Source organism: Psychrobacter sp. UBA5136, assembly GCF_002414005.1.
In the GTDB taxonomy this organism is placed as follows: Bacteria; Pseudomonadota; Gammaproteobacteria; order Pseudomonadales; family Moraxellaceae; genus Psychrobacter.
This window is the reverse complement of record NZ_DHYG01000052.1, coordinates 52501-69140: the sequence shown is the minus strand read 5'-3', so window position 1 is coordinate 69140 and position 16640 is coordinate 52501. Positions and strand designations below refer to the sequence as shown.

The window sequence follows — 16640 nt, the reverse complement described above, 5'->3', positions numbered from 1 at the left end:
ACGCAGCAATGGGCATCGAGTGATGCGACACTTAGCGCCTTATCAAACCGGATTATGGCTGGCAGAGTATGGAGACATACGCTGTCAGTTGTGCCGTCTTTATCGCAGTACGCCGCAATCACAGCTCTTACAAAACCATTCCTCACTGATCTTGCCAAACAACTCGCCAAGCAAACAGTCACTTTTTATTAAACTGCGTCAACGATTTAACGGCCGTTTTCACAGCGGATTGCTTTGCACCCGTTGCCATCACAGTATCGTCTGGCTGCCGAAACCCTTTGACGTTGATATTGCCGCTGGCAAAGCACTATCCATTCAAGCAGCGACCTATTACGACTATCCGATACGTCAAGCTATCCGCGCCTTTAAACATCACGAAGACATGACCAAGCTGCCACTATTGCTCCATGTATTGCGCCAGTTGCCCAGACCAAACGGCTGTCATTATGATAATAGCGTCATTGTTGCCATGCCAACGACAGAGCAGCGCCTTGTTAAACGTGGCTTTGACCCTGTCAGTATTTTGGCCGCGCAGCTGTCTAAGCATTGGCATATTCCGCTTTGGCATGGCGTTCAGCGTATCGACAATACCGTGAGCCAGCAAGGGCTAACGCGTGCCGAACGTTTAGGTAATTTAGACAATGCTTTTGCTTTAGTAGACACACCGCTGGTTAAGCGCTTGCTATTGTTTGATGATGTAGCGACTACCGGTGCGAGCTTGCAAGCATTAGGCCGTGCTTTAAACGGTCAATCTAAAGGGATAGCAGGAATGAATTCTCTTACCTCTCATCAGTATGATATTTCAGCGTATGCGTTGGCACATGGAAGTCAGACGTGAACTCAATTGCGCCCACTTACAACAAGTCTTGTGTTGCTAATATGTTATCTTAACGTTATATTACCAGTATATTTTGACAAAATTTTCGGTTATTTATCAGCTATTTATAAGTAGTGAATGTAAGCTGGCTGTATGGAAAGATAAAAATATAACGTGAGTTGGGGTAAATTTACTACTGTAAAACGAGCTGACTTTGTGGAATAAGAATTGCATAGCTAGGGAGGAATATGTTGATTGGCTTTTAAATGCATTAGCATGAATTTTGAATACTCGCTACTACCGTAAATATCATACTAATGGTTGCTATAAATAGGGATTTGAGTGAAGGTTTCTGAAAATAACGTAGCAAAGAAGTTACGCATGGCCAGCTCAGGGTTTACCCTGATTGAGCTGATGGTGACGATTGCTGTGCTTGCTATTATTGTTAGTATTGCGGCTCCTAATATCAGTGCGCAACTGGCCAATCAGCGCGTGAAGTCGACAACTGCGATTTTAGAAAACGCATTAAAAGAGGCACGTGCTGAAAGCTTGATTCGCAGGCAGGATATTAAGGTAGGAATTGATGACAATGAGCACATGATTAAGATTGAATTAAAAGATACAAGCTCTACTATCGTTGCAAGCTATTCTTACAATACTAAGAGTACTATCACTGGGAATGATGTAGAGTTCCAGTCCTATAAAATTGCCAATGAAGAAACTATAACCATTTGTGATAGTAACTTAGCGGCGGCTACGCGTCAGGTGATGGTCAGCGCAATTGGGCAAGTCACTAGTCAGCTTGGAGGAACCTGCTAATGCGTCAGCATCAACGGGGGGTTGGACTGGTTGAGGTATTAGTTGCGGTTCTATTGTTGGCCGTAGCGGTTCTCGGCTTTAGTGCCCTACAAATGAACGCATTAAAAGCAACAGATGAGAGCTTAAATCGAAGTCGAGCAATGAGTATATCAAAGCAACTATCGGAAAATATACGCTTGAATAACTCAGGCGCTGAAGACTTTACTAAAGAGCTGAATGCACTTAACGCAGACAGCAACAATATTATAGATTACTGTACTAAAGTTCGCCAAGGAAGTAGTAAGTTTAGTAAAGATAGTTGTAAGAAAGATTCGTGCTCTCCCTCAGAACTTGCTGCACTAAGTGCGTGGAAAGCTGCAAACTTAGCATGCGGACAAGATATTATGCTAAATATGACGACATGTCCGGAAATGACAAATATCAATACGAGACAGTGTGTCATCACTTCTTGGGGTAACACTCTACCTATACTTAGTAAGGGCAATAAGCATGCTTGCGGAGATGATAGCGGCGCATATAAGTTAGGCTCAAGCTGTTTAATTATGGAGGCTTACTAGTGAAAACTTCGTGTAATTTTCAATATGGGTTTACGCTAATAGAACTGATGATATCACTGGTATTAGGGCTATTGATATCTGCAGCAGTCATGCAAGTCTATATTATTAATACTAAGACAGCAGGTATTCAGTCTGGTGCTTCTGATGTAATTGAAAATACAGTGTTCAATACACCAATGATTGAACAAAAGATTCGTCTTGCTGGGTTGGGGTTATCTGATAAAGCAAAGGATAACGAGCCGGGCTCAGGTATTGTTTTAACGAGCGCTAATAATGCAACCAAAGATAATGACAACAAAAAGCAGCTCGATAATTTAAAAAATCCAGATGATATTGATACAAATGGTCTTAAGGACATTACACTAGACGGTAACTCACTAAAAGTTACTTTACTTACTCATACAGGTGATGAAACCGATACGGGTAAAAACAATGAGTGGACTGGCGTAAGTAGCGTTAATCTAAAAAGTGGACAGCTCACCATTCAATACCGCGCGCCACAAAATATGTATGATTGTGAAGGAAGGCTAGCTTTAGGACCGAGACAGGTAAAAGTTGGTGGTGTTCTAGAGACCATTGATGGTCAGGTAGTTATAGAGCGTTTTTATCTCAAAGCGCCCAACCCATCTAAACCCTCTGAGTTGTCTTTATACTGTGACGCTGGCAAGTATATTACTGAGATAATGGATGATTATAGGGAGCAAAGTATCCCAGAAAAAAAGCTTCCGACTTCTGTTAATTTTACAACTAACAATAGTATCCGAGATTTCAGTGATACAGGTCAAGAAATCATAACCAATGTAGATTATTTTGATATTTTGCTGATGACTAAAAAAGATCCAACTCTAGCCAGTACACCAAAAGGTGATACTACTTTACGTTATTACACCGTTAAGGAGTATCTTGGTTTAGAGTCGAGTATAAAGCCTGTTATTGTTGGAATTAAGTACGGATTGATTCTGCGCTCAGGGAATGCCGTATTGTCTGAGGATGGCCCATCAGCATTCAATGTATTAGGTAATAAGCTAACCCTTAAATCAGGTTTAAATAAAAACTATATCAGAACAGTAGTTGAATCCAATGTCACGTTAAGGAATATCAATCATTAAAGCAGTTTGGGTATGACGTGTTGAGGTTATTTTATTTGGATATTTGCACTATGAAAAGACATTCAAACTGTCAGATCAGTCACTCTCAAGAGGGAGCCACGCTCATTGCCGTGTTATTGTTTTTAATGCTTATTATTTTAGTAGGCGTTATTGCAGTTAAAAGTAGTATAACTTCTTTAAGATTAGCAACGAGTGAACAAGTTGACACTCTATTATTGACCTCTTCAGACAATACCAATAAGAATATTGAAAATATCATCAATGAGGCAAAATACGAAAATGAAAGTGTAAAGCTATTAGGACCTCTTGGTTTTTTTGGCTACTTTATGAATATTGGCGCCACCTCTAACCGTGGTGACCAAGTCGTATTTTGTTATCGCCCAAGAAAGAATTACTTTTTTAGTATGTCAGAGGCAACGGTGCTAACGCCTTCTAATAAAAGCAAGCTGATAGGGGGAGCCAATGCTTCAGGCGGATTTTGTCAAGTAAATAACGCTGAGGATTTTGTTAACGCAAGACAAAACGTTATGACACAAGTTTCAGTAACTAGACCAAACACTGTATCTATACCAGTAACGCCTTTTGGGCACGTACCTTTAGGACAATCCATCACCTCAGACGATGCAGCCAGTTCTTCACCCAATTTTCGGATTCACTCTACTTCGTTTTTGCCAGCATTATCGAGCGCCTCTGACAGTGAGATTACAGAGTGTCTCAAAAAACCTAGTGAGAATGCCAGCGCTATCGCTTCAGGTGTGGATAATGATGATACTAGCGAGATAACTTATTTCGGTGAAACTCGTAATGAGTGCTTGGCTAAAATCGGGGTGCCAGCTAAGGTTATCGTCGGCGAGGTTCAGCTAGAGAATATGAACAATACCGAAAAATGCATCAAGTTTGGTAAGGGTAGCGGCAAAATAAGCGATGAGTGCCAAAAAATATTAAATGTCACCGCAAACGGTAGTTCTAAATAGCAATCGTATTAGATCTTATATATCAAATATAGTGAGAATCGTCATGAAAACAAGTCAATCTAATAAGTGTCCGCGTCGACCGTTTCGAGCGACTACGTTGACGACGGCTATAGGGGCAATGCTGCTGACTCTTCCTATGCTTAGTCAAGCTGGAACGAGTGATGATGGGTTTGGCAATAAACGCTACAATAAGCTTGGGGACTTGACAATCTACCAGCCGAGCACAGAATCTAATAAACCAACACTCACTTTGATGCTTGATAAGTCAGGGAGTATGTGGGGTAAATATAGCTTTAAAGAAGACGATGTATATCAGCGTCAAGATATATATAAGGCTTCTAGATGTGAAGGTTTTCTTTGTTTTATAGGTATTGGTAAATTTACATATAGGAATTACATAAGTAAAGCAGATATACCAAATGATTTCACTTATGAAAGTAGTTTCAAAAAATATACTGTGCCAGGTTTAACCGGTGCAGATAAACAGTATTGTCTTATGAGTGAAAAATCCAATACTACTTATGCAGAAGACTATAATCCCATTTACGAAACTATCAATGGCGTAAGTTTGGAGTACTGTGAGAAAAATGGCGAAAGAGTTTATGATCGAATGTCTAAGCTTAAATTAGCTATGTTAGAGCTGTTAGCTTTTGACAGTGTCAATGAAGACATCATTATGGGTATCGGGGCTTTTGGTTATAACAGCTATCAAGGTCAAATTAAGGTTGCTGCAAAACCTTTGGATGCTACTCAGAAAGAAAAGATTTATGGGTTTTTAAGAGGGCTAGACCCTTCAGGTGGCACACCTATGGCAACTGCATTTACAGAAGCAGCTGCCTATATGTTAGGCAATAGTACTTATAATGGAGGATCTGATTATAGCGGTATGCGATCCACGAATGACTCATCTATCGTAAGAAACAATCAATATATCGCCCCTGAAACGCAGCAGTGCGGCGCAAAAGGTGTATATCTGCTAACAGATGGCTTTCCTAATAATATAAGTAATCAATCTAACCTAAAAAAGATGATGAAACAAGCATTGAATGTATCGAATAATATTCAGTGTTCGAGTGAACTATTGGAGGGTAATGACAGCGGAGACCAATGGAAGTGTATGGGTGAGTTTGCAACCCAGCTTCGTACCCAGCGCCAAGTCACCACCGCTATGGTGGGATTTGGTTATGATTTTACTGCTGTTGATGACCCTGATAACTATATCTCAGTTGAGCGCGTGATTGATAAATTTAAAGATAGTGACGGTAAAGCCTATAAATACAATAAAAAATATTATGATTGTAACAAGATACCAATTAGTAATCCTGATGCTCGAAATGCTTGTAACTTAGGCATGGAGTCGGGCAAGTTTGATAATGTCGGTGGCTATGGTCAGGGTGGGTTTTATTTTGCTAAAGACACCAAAGACATCGTCGGTAGTGTTTTGTCCGTCATTCAGGACTTAGAGATGGATCTGCCCAGTATTCCAGCAGGAACCATCACCGTTCCTCAAGACCCATTGAGCAGTTTGAGCGTCAAGCCCTATGCTTATTTGCCCATGCTGGAGCCTAAGGTAGGAAGTGATATTGCCATCTGGCCTGGTAATCTTAAAAAATATCACGTCGAGCAAGGCACACTATTTGGTCAAGGCGGCAAAAGGCTCTATATCGATAGCGACAATAAAGGCGGCTTTCCAGATGATCTCAACCCTGATGCTCAGGACATCTGGAGTAAAGAGAACGAGACGATCACCAATGCTGCTGGGGCGACCGTAAATGTCAATGATAGAATTACCGCAGGTGGGTTTTATGCACAATTAACCGCGCCCAAAAAAGCCAACAATACCACTCGAAATGTCTATGTTGAGAGTACTATCAATGGCTCGACTAAACTGGTCAGGGTTGGCGTCACTGATGGCAAATTGGTTGGATTTGGTGCTAATGAGCTTGATAATTCATATACCACATTAACCAAGCTGTATCTACTTGGCTTTTTGGGCTATGACGTTAGTGCTACCCAAGCGGAAGCTGATCGTATTAATAATTCTGCGCGTGGTGTGCAAAAAGAGCTTGAAAAGTTGATTGCCAATCCACCAGGAGATATTAAAGTTTTAGGCGGCGTGATTCATTCAAGACCCGCTCTAGTAAGCTATGGTGCCAATATCAATGTGACAGATAAAGATAGTGACAACGATGGCGTGATAGATGACGATGCAGGAATGGTGTCCAATGACGACGCCAGTCGCGATGATTATGTCATGTTTGGCTCCATGGAGGGTGCGTTACATATTGCATCGGCACAGACCGGTCAAGAAAGTCTGGCCTTTATACCAAAGACAATATTACAAAATCAAATCGCAGCCCTGCAACCGGGCAGTACCGTTGCTAATGCTCCCGTATTTGGGGTTGATGCCCCGTGGACGACAAAAGGCAGCTATAAATATGACTTTAGCAGAACCAGTACCAACTCATCAGGTCAAATTACTGCTGAGGAGCTGTATGTCTATGGTGGCCTACGTCAAGGCGGTAAAGGCTTGTACGGCATAGATGTCACTAAACTTAATAATCCTAAAATGCTATTTAGTATTGACAATACTTCAAATGGTTACCAAGCCCTTGGGATGGCGTGGAGCGAACCGGTTACCGGAAAAGTCAAAATAGGATCAGGTAAAGGCAGCGTTAAAGACGTCATCGTATTCGGTGGAGGCTATGATGAGTGCTATGAAGACCCTACTTTTAAGCTTAATAGTGCCGATAATAAATTTTCAGAATGTAAAAATAAGCCAGTAACAGATGGTAACGCAGTCTATATCGCTGATGCGAAAACCGGCGCGATATTGTGGTCTATTTCTGGTCGCTCTTCTGGTGTTTCCGGTAAGCATATCAAAGTGGATGAAATGAAACACAGCGTGGTTAGTAAGATTACCACATTAGATCGTGATGATGACGGACTCATCGATCATCTATACTTTGGTGATCTAGGCGGTCAAGTGTTTCGTGTAGATCTGAGAAATGGTCAAGCCGTCAGCAGTAGTACTAGTATCAATAACTTCACGCGTCGTGTGGTTAGAGTATTAAATACCAGTGGGGATAGCTCAAGCGATACAACTTCTAAAGCACTTGCGGCAAAAGGATTGCAGTATCGCTTTTATGGTCAGCCTTCAGTCAGCTTTCATAAAGACTCAGGCGTTCTCTTTGCGGTAATGAACATCGCATCAGGCGATAGAAGCAATCCTTTATCTAAACTTCGGGATAATGCCGCAAAAGAGTCCAATCGGTTGTTTGGAATTATAGACCGTGATATAGCCAAACAAAGCTTATATGGTAAAGATGAAGCGGCAACCATAATTACTAAAGATCTCACCTTAACAGATTTAACTGAGCTGCCCTATAAATCGTCGATGGGATCCAAAGAAGTGGTAAGAGCGTCTATGCGTCCCAATGCTGCTACCCAGCAAGGCTGGAGCTATCCACTCAACTTATTTGATGGTTTTAGTAATATAAAAAACGTCAAGTCGATGGGCGATGGATTGGCCATTGGAGATGTATATTATATGACAGCCTATAGTCCTGAGATGAAATACGATGAAGTCAGTGGCTGTTCTGCTCAAGTGGTGGGAGGCTCTGAGCGTCAGATGTATTGCTTGCCTTACGGTATTTGCGAAACAAAAGCACCAGATAATGATACGGCGCTCAACGGTACAGGCGGATTTGTACGAGTAGGAAAGGGCATTCAAGAGTTGGCATTTGGCGCTTTTGATCCCAAAAACCCGACCACTCGCGTTTTATTGGGAACACAAACCTTTAGTGAGTTGGTAGATAAAGATAGTAGAATAGACTATGACACTGGCAGACCGCTGACCTCGACGGGCCCAGGATTAGATACCATATGCCCTGGGGGTAGCTGCTTTGGTGTCAGTGTTCCTAATAGAAAAGGCGGTAGTGGCTCAGGGGGCGGCGAGGTAAACAGCTTAAGCTATCGGTTGTTTAACACTCGCTGGTATGAGCAAACGGTGGATCCTTTAAATGATTAGGCAAAGTGAGCGACAGAGTTGTGTCCCTGGCTTTCCGTGTCCGCGTTCTGGTCACCCTAGCGTCAGGCAACAACAAGGCTTTACCTTGATTGAGCTCATGATAGTCGTTTTTATCATTGGTGTTTTAGCGGCAATCGCTATCCCAAGCTATCGCCATTATGTCATTATCAATGCGGAGCGTGAGGTACAAGCAAAGATGCTTAGCTTACAAGTTGAGCTTGAACAGTGGCGCGCTAAGGCTTTAACTTATAAAGGCTTTGTACCGAAAACAGTAGATAGCGGCGACGATACTGAGTACGGTTATGCAGACGCGGATGACACTATTATTAATGTTCCTGCTGGTAGTGGTGACGATTATACCTATCGTATTACTTTGGTCGATGGAGATACGAGTGGCACGCCTAAGAGCTTAGTAACAGCGTCAGGCGTAGATAACATCACAGGAAGGACATGGAAGATGGTGGCAGTACCGAATACTGATCGGTATATTAAAAATGCTCATAAACTCATGCTGACTAGTATCGGAGTTAGATGCATGACGAAGGACACTATTACAGTTAAGTCAGTAGACTGTGGTAAAGATGGTCAGGTATGGTAATCATGAAAAAAAATTGTATAGAAGCAAATGATGAGCAAGGCTTTACTTTAATAGAGCTGATGATTGTGGTTGCTATCCTCGGTATTCTCGCGGCTATCGCTTACCCAAGCTATCAAGGTTATCTGGAAAAAGGCATACGTGCAGACATGATGAGCGAGATGCAAAATATCGCGAGCCAAATTGAGAGCCGAAAATTGGCACAAGGTCGTTATAGCAATGATCTATTAACTGGCCTTGGCGGCGACTATCCAGCAGACAAGCCGCTATATGAGGTCACTTTTTCCCCAAATCCGCTAACCTCTCAATGGGAAATCCGCGCTGAACCCAAATCAGGCTCACGAATGGCGAGTGACGGTACGCTCACGCTTAATCATCAGGGTTTTAGATGCCGAGATTCCGCATGCGGTACTGGCGATGAATGGAGATAAATCATTCTATCAAGTGACAAAAATTGTCAGTTAGAAGTTACAATTTTCTGTTAAATAAAATTAATGAGACAATTTCAGTAATTTGAAAGTAGCAAAGCGAAAGATTTAGAGTTTTTAACTTAAGAATAAAGCTAAAAAATCATAGATAATATTTCTAGATCGATGAATAATGCTATAAAGTAGCTATAATTATAAATTTGGCACATTATATGCAACATTTAAATTAAGAAAGAAATTCTATTTATAACTGGCAGTAAGATAAGTAATCTACTGCCATATGATCCTAAAGGACAAGTCTATGAACGCTCAAAAAGGTTTTACCTTAATCGAACTAATGATCGTGGTTGCTATTATCGGTATTCTAGCTGCGATTGCTATCCCTGCGTATCAGAACTATACTGCACGCTCTGTTGATTCTCAATGTTTGGCTACGACTAAAAACTATGCTAACCAGGTTAATCTCCATCTGAATGATCCTTCTCCAACTGATGCAGTTTCTGCACCAGAAGCTAAGAATTTTAATACAGGAAACTGTACGATTGAGGAAACTGAAGATACGCCTTATGCTGCAGGTGATACGGTCTATGCTGCAATCGAGAAGGGAGAGCATAAGTTCGCTCAGTGCGTACTTGCTACAGGTAAATGTGAACTGGTTGATACTAAATAGTAGTAGGATCGAATCATTAAAATGAAAAAAGCCAAACATTATGTTTGGCTTTTTTTTATTTGAATAAGTTATTATAAAGGCTGAAGTCATTAAATTAATACCATTCCCAAAAACTTGAGTAGCAAGGAAAAAAAGTGCAAGTACTATTAAGTAGACTAAGCGAGTTTGACACAGCTAATCGTATTTTTTTGGGTTTGGTATAACTTGAATACAGACAAAAAAGGGCAATGGCATAGTGTGTGCAAGATGAGGTTACTATCCACTACCTTTGTGATTATGATGCAACGATATACGACGCACAAGTCCGCAGTTCAAGCTGGATTTAACTTAATAGAGTTAATGATTGTGGTCGCTATCATCGGTGTTTTAGCGGCTATTGCTATCCCTGCATACCGCCTCTATGTCGCAGATGCACAGAGTAGCGCTTGTATATCAGAGGTCAGGCGCTATAGTAGTCAAGTGTATTTGGCTATTAATGACCCTGAGGCCAGTGTGTTACCGATATCGCCTGTAGTAGGTGCTTGTCAATCGATTACAGATGCGAGGGGTTGGACAGCGGTTACCCAACAAAAGATCGAAGCAGTAGCTAAAGCGCCTTCTAATGCCCGAATCGAGTGTGATATCCCTAATGGTAACCCTTGCAAGGTATTGCCTTAGTCCGTTATTCTTCTAGGGCAACTTTTGATGATTCTAGTGCGCACACAGATGTTACATTGCTTTTATTTTTATTTTCTTTGCACTGCCTATATATAACATCAGATACTTGCGTACATCCAGTCGTCATAGACAGTAAAATACTGTAAGTATCCACATTATCTGGATAGTAGTTATTGAGTTGCTTGTAATAAAGCCAGTCACTGGCGTTCCACGCTCCCTTAGCATCACACTGTGTCATTAGATAATAAAAGCTCGTTATTTTGTCAGGCCAATAATGAGCAGTTTTATATAACGATGAATCAAATTCATTAGGTAACTTGTCAGCTGATATTCCTATAATTCCCCTCAACGCTTGAACATCACTATAGAAACTCATTAATGGTTGCTGCTTGCCAATATCTATTATCTTTTTTGCAGTAATCATTCGCTGCTGTTCACTATTATCAAGCCCATGTTGATAGCTCTGCATCTGCCAATATAAAAAATACAATTGCACTGCTACCAATAAATAGCAAAATGAGCAAATAACTATCATCGCTTTTATGCTATAGCGCTTTATTTTATCATTATTTATCTTATTTGCTTTTGTTAGAGGTAGATTTGAGTGACTAGTAGTGAGTAAGATAGACAATAAAATCACGAATACTAAAAAAAAGTGTGCGTACCATAGCGGAAATTCTAGCAAGCTATGAATAGCAGTTACTATTACCATAGCCAATACGACTACCGTTTCAACTTGCCAACTTCTGCTCGATAATGGCTTAAGAAAGTAAGCAAAGCCGCCTAGAATGACCCCTGTACCAACAATACCTGTTTCCGCTAATAAATTTAGTACAATATTATGCGAATGGGTAAAGATGCCGCTACCTGACATATTACCAGCGAAACGAGGGTCTAGAGATATCATAAACCCTTGATAAGTATAGCTACCCCAGCCACTACCAAACCAAGGGTTTTCCAAAAATATCAACCATGCTTTATGCCACTCAGTCAATCTAGAATTATATTCTGGGTTATTCGTTAAGCGTTCAATACTACTTATATTGATTGCTAAATTATCTTGCAGACTGCTTATGATCGGCAGTGTAATAGCTTGAAAGATAAATACCAATGCTACAGTAATCGCCATTGTCTTGATGATCGATTGTGGTAGCTGCTTTTGCCACAATTTGGCGATAATGAGCAGTGTTAAAATCACTAACATATACAGGATGAGTGTTTTAGAGTTGACAGCACCTAGAATAGCCGCCTGAAAAATTATTACTGTCCAACCCGTAACATTAACTAGCTTCTTTTGATGAACGAGATAAGCGCTAGCTAAAATACCCCAAGACAAGTAATGAGCCAAAAGATTACGCTGACCTATATTTCCTGAATAGGCTTGACCAGGTTTGATATAGTTTATCCAGCCTCCTGTCCAATCTTGATGTAGGGTTTGCAGGATAACAACGATATCTTGCGATACAGCGCCAATCATTAATCCGTAACAAACCATAGTTAGTATTTTTTTGTAGCCTTGTTCATAACATAGGCTACTAATGATAATAGAAACTAAGCCACTGAGTAGCAACGAGCCGATATATAGCAATTGTACCGAAGGGTATACTGGCTCATTGATAAATATATCAACAATAAGATAACTTGCTATAGCTGTTAGATATAGTGTTAATCGATTGAAAATTAAAAAATGCTTAATGCCAAAACAAGCAAATAGCAAAAACATTGCTATACAAATAACGCCCGTCAACTCTGAATAAAAAGCAGCTTGCGGTGCGGCTCGCTTAAATAAAAAGAAAGGCAATATTAAAGTAAGAATTAGGAAAATATAAGCAATATCTAAAGATTTGATGCTTTTTAGCTTTTCCAAAGTAAAAGCACGTTCTTTAGATATTATTGCCATTTTCTATACTCTTTATTTTTAGCGAAAAATATGGGATTTATATTATAATGTTATTGAGACTATAAAGTATGTTTTCAAAGAATGTTCATCTCTATCAAAACTAGCTTGGTAGTAAAACAGCCATAAAAAAAGGCTGTGCTAAAAGTCACAGCCTTTATTTTAATAATCTAAACAAATAGTGATTTACGAACTACTTCTCTAAATACTGAATCTTGCCTTCCACACCATCCCACTTAGCCGCTTCTGGCAGCGAGCCTTTCATCTCTGTGATGTTTGGCCATTTTTGTGCCAGCTCTTCATTGAGCTGAATAAAGACTTCCTGCCCTTTTGGCACTTCATCTTCTGAGAAGATAGCATTGGCGGGGCATTCAGGTTCGCATAGTGCGCAGTCGATGCACTCATCTGGATCGATGGCGAGGAAGTTTGGGCCTTCATAAAAGCAGTCCACAGGACAGACTTCCACACAGTCGGTGTATTTGCAAAGAATGCAGTTATCTGTAACGACAAAGGTCATAGTGATGTCTACCTGTTATTGGTTTGAGGCTATATACAATGGTAAGTACAATAGCTGTAAAATAAAGCATATTTTAGCGCTTTTACCCCTATTTGACAAATCCCTTTACTGACTGATGATTTGCTTTAAATGATAAAGTAAGTCATGCGCTTGCTTTGGCGTGAGGTTGTCAGGATTAATTGCGGCCAGTTCATCTTGCAAGCTAAATAATTGATTTTGCTGTGGAATGCCAGCTGTGTTTTGATTATTTTGCATACTATTTATATTTTCTTTTTCTATGTCATTGTCACCAGTTTGCAAGCTTTTATCCTTTACTGACTTAGCTAATTCACTTTTATCATCAATGGTTTTCGCGCTCTCAGTTTTTAAATTATCTACTAAATACCGCTTGGCATCATTTAGCACCTGCAACGGAATACCGGCCATTTTTGCGACATGAAGTCCAAAGCTGGAGCTTGCCGCGCCATCTTTGATTTGGTGCAGTAACAGCAGTTGACCATCGACTTCACTGGCAGCGACATGTACATTGCGGATGCTGGCGTGTTGGTTGGCATGATGGCTAGCGTGTTGGTTGGCAGTACGGTTGACCAATTGCGTCAGCTCAAAGTAATGGGTGGCAAATAATGTCAGGCAGCCAATTTCGACCAGCCTGTTGACACAAGCATGGGCGATTGCTAATCCGTCTGTCGTTGCCGTGCCGCGGCCGACTTCATCCATCAGCACCAGTGACTTATTGGTCGCTTGGTTAAGGATATTGGCGGTTTCAATCATCTCAACCATAAAGGTAGATTTACCGCCTGCCAAGTCATCGGCTGAGCCAATACGGGTAAAAATACGGTCGATATCACCGATATGTGCGCTCGCTGCAGGGACAAAGCTGCCGCAATGGGCAAGTAGGACAATCAGTGCAGTTTGGCGCATATAGGTCGATTTACCGCCCATATTGGGGCCAGTAATCATCAGCAGACGCTCAGGATGACCCTCGCTGCCGAGCGTGCAGTCATTGGCAACAAAATGGCTACTAGGTTTCGTACTGCTTTGATTGACGATATTGCTCGTATGGGTTGGATTTAACGCCGCTTCAACGACGACATGACGACCTTGTTTAATATCAATATTGGTTTGGCTACCATTTTTCGAATAACTGCCATTTTTTGAGCCGTTACCCATGACTGGTCGTTGCCAATGGTAAGTTGTCGCCAGATGTGCCCAATTACTAAGGACATCTATTTGCGCGATAGCAGCGCTAAGTTGTTGCAGTTCGGCTAAATGGCTACCTAATGTGGTCAAGAGCTCGTGATATAACTGTTTTTCACGAGCTAACGCTAGGCTTTGTGCACTTAGGTATTCAGTTTCGACTTCTTTTAGCTCGTCGGTGATAAAGCGCTCGCTACTTTTTAGCGTTTGCCGTCTGATAAAATGGGCAGGGGCGTTTTTCGCTTGCATTTTGGGCAGTTCAAAGTAAAAGCCGCTGACTTTATTAAAGCCCACTTTTAGGCTGGGTAATTGGTAGTCTTGCTGCGCGCGCTCAGCCATCTCATCCAAAGTTACTTGGATATTGTCATGCAGATGCGTTAAGCGATCAAATTCTGCATCAAAGCCTGCCGCAAGCATGCCGCCATCACGGATATGGGCGGGCGGCTCTAAGATAATAGCGCGTTCAATCAGCTCGGCGACGGATTGTACTGCAGGTAGCTGATCGGGCAATTGCTGCATCAGCATGGGCAACAGACCTGCCTGCTCATGGCTGATACCTGCTGCCGTCAGTAAATTGCTGAGCTGGGCGCTACTTGTAATGCCATCAGCCAATTTACGCAAATCACGCGGTTTGGCGCTCATCAGACCAATACGGCTAGTGATACGCTCGATATCGCCGATGGTGTGTAAGGTTTCGCGTAAATCACTGACTAATGAGCTACTTGCTAAATTTTGTTCAGCTGAGATCGTTTGATTGTCCGTATTTAGCAACCTATCTATCGCATCCAAACGTAGATTAATACGCTCGTGTTGCCGCAGCGGGCGCTTCATTTGCTGAACCAGCAAACGTCGTCCCATCGGCGTTTGGCAATGATTAAGCACCGATATCAGTGACGTGCCATTGCTGCTAACTGGCGAAAATAGCTCAAGGTTTTGCTGGCTGTTGGCATCGATAATTAAATAATCGTCGCTATATTCAACGATTAGCTGATTAAGTTGCGGTATATGACGCTGCTGCGTCTGCCGTGCATAGTGTATCAGCGCCGCACAACTAGACTGACTAAGCGTGGCATCGTTAATACCAAGCCCATCGAGGCGTTGCACCTCAAACTGTTGACAAAGGGTTTCATTGGCATGTTGACGGTGAAAGTCATTTGCCGCAACTTCGATAATAGGACAGTCGAGATTTTGCCGTAGCCACAACGACCAGTTTTCACCAGTTTTTTCAGTAAGTGCTTCGCTAATGATACATTCACTTGGCGCAAAACGTGCCAGCACCGTCAGCATTTGAGTTTGCAAATCTTCGATATCGTTATGACTGTTATTATAGCTGGCGTTTAGTGTTTGCGTAGTTAACGTCCCAGCAGCCAAGTCCATTTGGCTAATCGCAGCTTGTAGCGGCTGACTGCTATTAGCTTTTGGCAGCGCAATATCAATCGCAACGACGGTTGGCGTATGATTGGGTGCAATGAGCGCATCATCGGTAATGGTGCCAGCGGTCAAGGTTTTCACCACTTCACGGCGCATAATGCTACCTGCCGCCGATTTACTTTTATCTTTTTTCTGCTTCTCACCCATCGTAGGCGCATTGGACGGGCTGCTAGTGGTTGAATCGTCAATTTGCTCACAGACAACCACCGTTTGCCCAGCCGCAATCAGCCGCGCCATATAGCTATCAGCCGCATGAAAGGGCACGCCTGCCATGGCGATGGTATTACCCGCTTTATCAGTACCGCGGCGGGTTAGGGTAATATCGAGTATCTGCGCCGCGCGCTTGGCATCGTCAAAAAATAACTCATAAAAATCACCCATCCGGTACAGCAATAATGCTTGTGGATAGTTGGCTTTCATGGTCAGATATTGCACCATCATTGGCGTATGATCGGCCAAATGATAAACGGTATCGCCTATCTGTAATTGATCGGCGTCTACCTGCTCAGACTTTATGAGCCCAGAGCTTAAAGATTTAGTGTTTAAAGGTTCAGGTTTATCGAGCTTTGAGGCGTGATGGCTTTGAGCGAATGGCTTAACGGTCATGCAGAATCTCTTATGATGCTTAAATGAGTTTACTTAGAAAAATGAGTGTTTTTTAGAATAAATAGCGAGTGAGGGCTGGCAAATATTGGTGTTAATAGATGGCACGAAAAAGCTGTCAAATTAAGGGTATAGGCGCTATTTTAACACGTTCAGCGACCTTTTTACGTCGGCAAATATCTACTCGCTACCCTTGTATCCATCGGCGTCATAACCATATATAATGACGGCACACTTAATTGGGCGATACTTCATTAAGCGACGCATCATTAGTCAGTACCTTATTAGTCCGTACTTTGTTCAGAAGGGCTTTGTTAAGAGCAACTTTGTTCAAAGGTG

13 protein-coding genes are annotated in these 16640 nt (G+C 41.8%); 10 read left to right on the top strand and 3 right to left on the bottom strand.

The window, feature by feature from the left end; translation table 11 throughout:
• Positions 1 to 22: 22 nt before the first annotated feature.
• The 10 genes from B4240_RS07530 to B4240_RS07485 all read left to right on the top strand — a co-directional run bounded on the left by B4240_RS07530 (position 23) and on the right by B4240_RS07485 (position 10656).
• Entirely contained in the window at positions 23 to 838 is an 816-nt protein-coding gene (locus tag B4240_RS07530; RefSeq protein ID WP_296237969.1) for a ComF family protein, read from the top strand.
• Between the two features lie 321 nt (positions 839 to 1159).
• Positions 1160 to 1636 carry a pilus assembly FimT family protein gene (locus B4240_RS07525; protein WP_296237968.1) on the top strand — a complete coding sequence of 159 codons (477 nt, stop codon included), beginning with the start codon at positions 1160 to 1162 and terminating at the stop codon, positions 1634 to 1636.
• Positions 1636 to 2193: a type IV pilus modification protein PilV gene (gene pilV, locus B4240_RS07520; RefSeq protein WP_296237966.1), complete on the top strand. Its 558-nt coding sequence runs from the start codon at positions 1636 to 1638 to the stop codon at positions 2191 to 2193. Before B4240_RS07525 ends, pilV begins: the two co-directional genes overlap by 1 nt.
• Positions 2193 to 3302 carry a PilW family protein gene (locus B4240_RS07515; RefSeq protein ID WP_296237964.1) on the top strand — a complete coding sequence of 370 codons (1110 nt, stop codon included), beginning with the start codon at positions 2193 to 2195 and terminating at the stop codon, positions 3300 to 3302. Before pilV ends, B4240_RS07515 begins: the two co-directional genes overlap by 1 nt.
• Positions 3303 to 3352: 50 nt before the next feature.
• Positions 3353 to 4276, top strand: a complete 924-nt coding sequence (locus tag B4240_RS07510) for a pilus assembly PilX family protein (protein WP_296237961.1) — start codon at positions 3353 to 3355, stop codon at positions 4274 to 4276.
• A 496-nt stretch (positions 4277 to 4772) separates the two neighbouring features.
• Positions 4773 to 8306, top strand: coding sequence for a PilC/PilY family type IV pilus protein (locus B4240_RS07505; protein ID WP_296237959.1), 3534 nt, complete (start codon positions 4773 to 4775; stop codon positions 8304 to 8306).
• On the top strand, positions 8299 to 8904 hold the full coding sequence (locus B4240_RS07500) for a type IV pilin protein (protein WP_296237958.1): 606 nt from the start codon (positions 8299 to 8301) through the stop codon (positions 8902 to 8904). The genes B4240_RS07505 and B4240_RS07500 overlap by 8 nt, the downstream gene beginning before the upstream one ends.
• A gap of 2 nt (positions 8905 to 8906) precedes the next feature.
• Positions 8907 to 9332, top strand: coding sequence for a type IV pilin protein (locus B4240_RS07495; RefSeq protein WP_296237956.1), 426 nt, complete (start codon positions 8907 to 8909; stop codon positions 9330 to 9332).
• A gap of 298 nt (positions 9333 to 9630) precedes the next feature.
• Positions 9631 to 9999 carry a prepilin-type N-terminal cleavage/methylation domain-containing protein gene (locus B4240_RS07490; RefSeq protein ID WP_296237954.1) on the top strand — a complete coding sequence of 123 codons (369 nt, stop codon included), beginning with the start codon at positions 9631 to 9633 and terminating at the stop codon, positions 9997 to 9999.
• Positions 10000 to 10245: 246 nt separating this feature from the next.
• A complete protein-coding gene (locus B4240_RS07485) occupies positions 10246 to 10656 on the top strand; it encodes a pilin (protein WP_296237953.1) in 411 nt (136 codons plus the stop codon).
• Between the two features lie 4 nt (positions 10657 to 10660).
• Here B4240_RS07485 and B4240_RS07480 read toward each other — a convergent pair whose 3' ends face one another.
• The 3 genes from B4240_RS07480 to mutS form a co-directional block, all read right to left on the bottom strand.
• Complete coding sequence (locus tag B4240_RS07480; protein ID WP_296237951.1) at positions 10661 to 12556, bottom strand: PglL family O-oligosaccharyltransferase; 1896 nt, start codon at positions 12554 to 12556, stop codon at positions 10661 to 10663.
• 190 nt (positions 12557 to 12746) lie between these two features.
• Positions 12747 to 13070 (bottom strand): ferredoxin FdxA, encoded by a 324-nt coding sequence (fdxA, locus tag B4240_RS07475; protein ID WP_296237949.1) that lies wholly within the window; start codon positions 13068 to 13070, stop codon positions 12747 to 12749.
• Between the two features lie 105 nt (positions 13071 to 13175).
• The gene (gene mutS / locus B4240_RS07470) at positions 13176 to 16304 is read right to left on the bottom strand and encodes a DNA mismatch repair protein MutS (protein WP_296237948.1); all 3129 of its coding nucleotides are present in this window, start codon (positions 16302 to 16304) and stop codon (positions 13176 to 13178) included.
• Positions 16305 to 16640 lie beyond the last annotated feature (336 nt).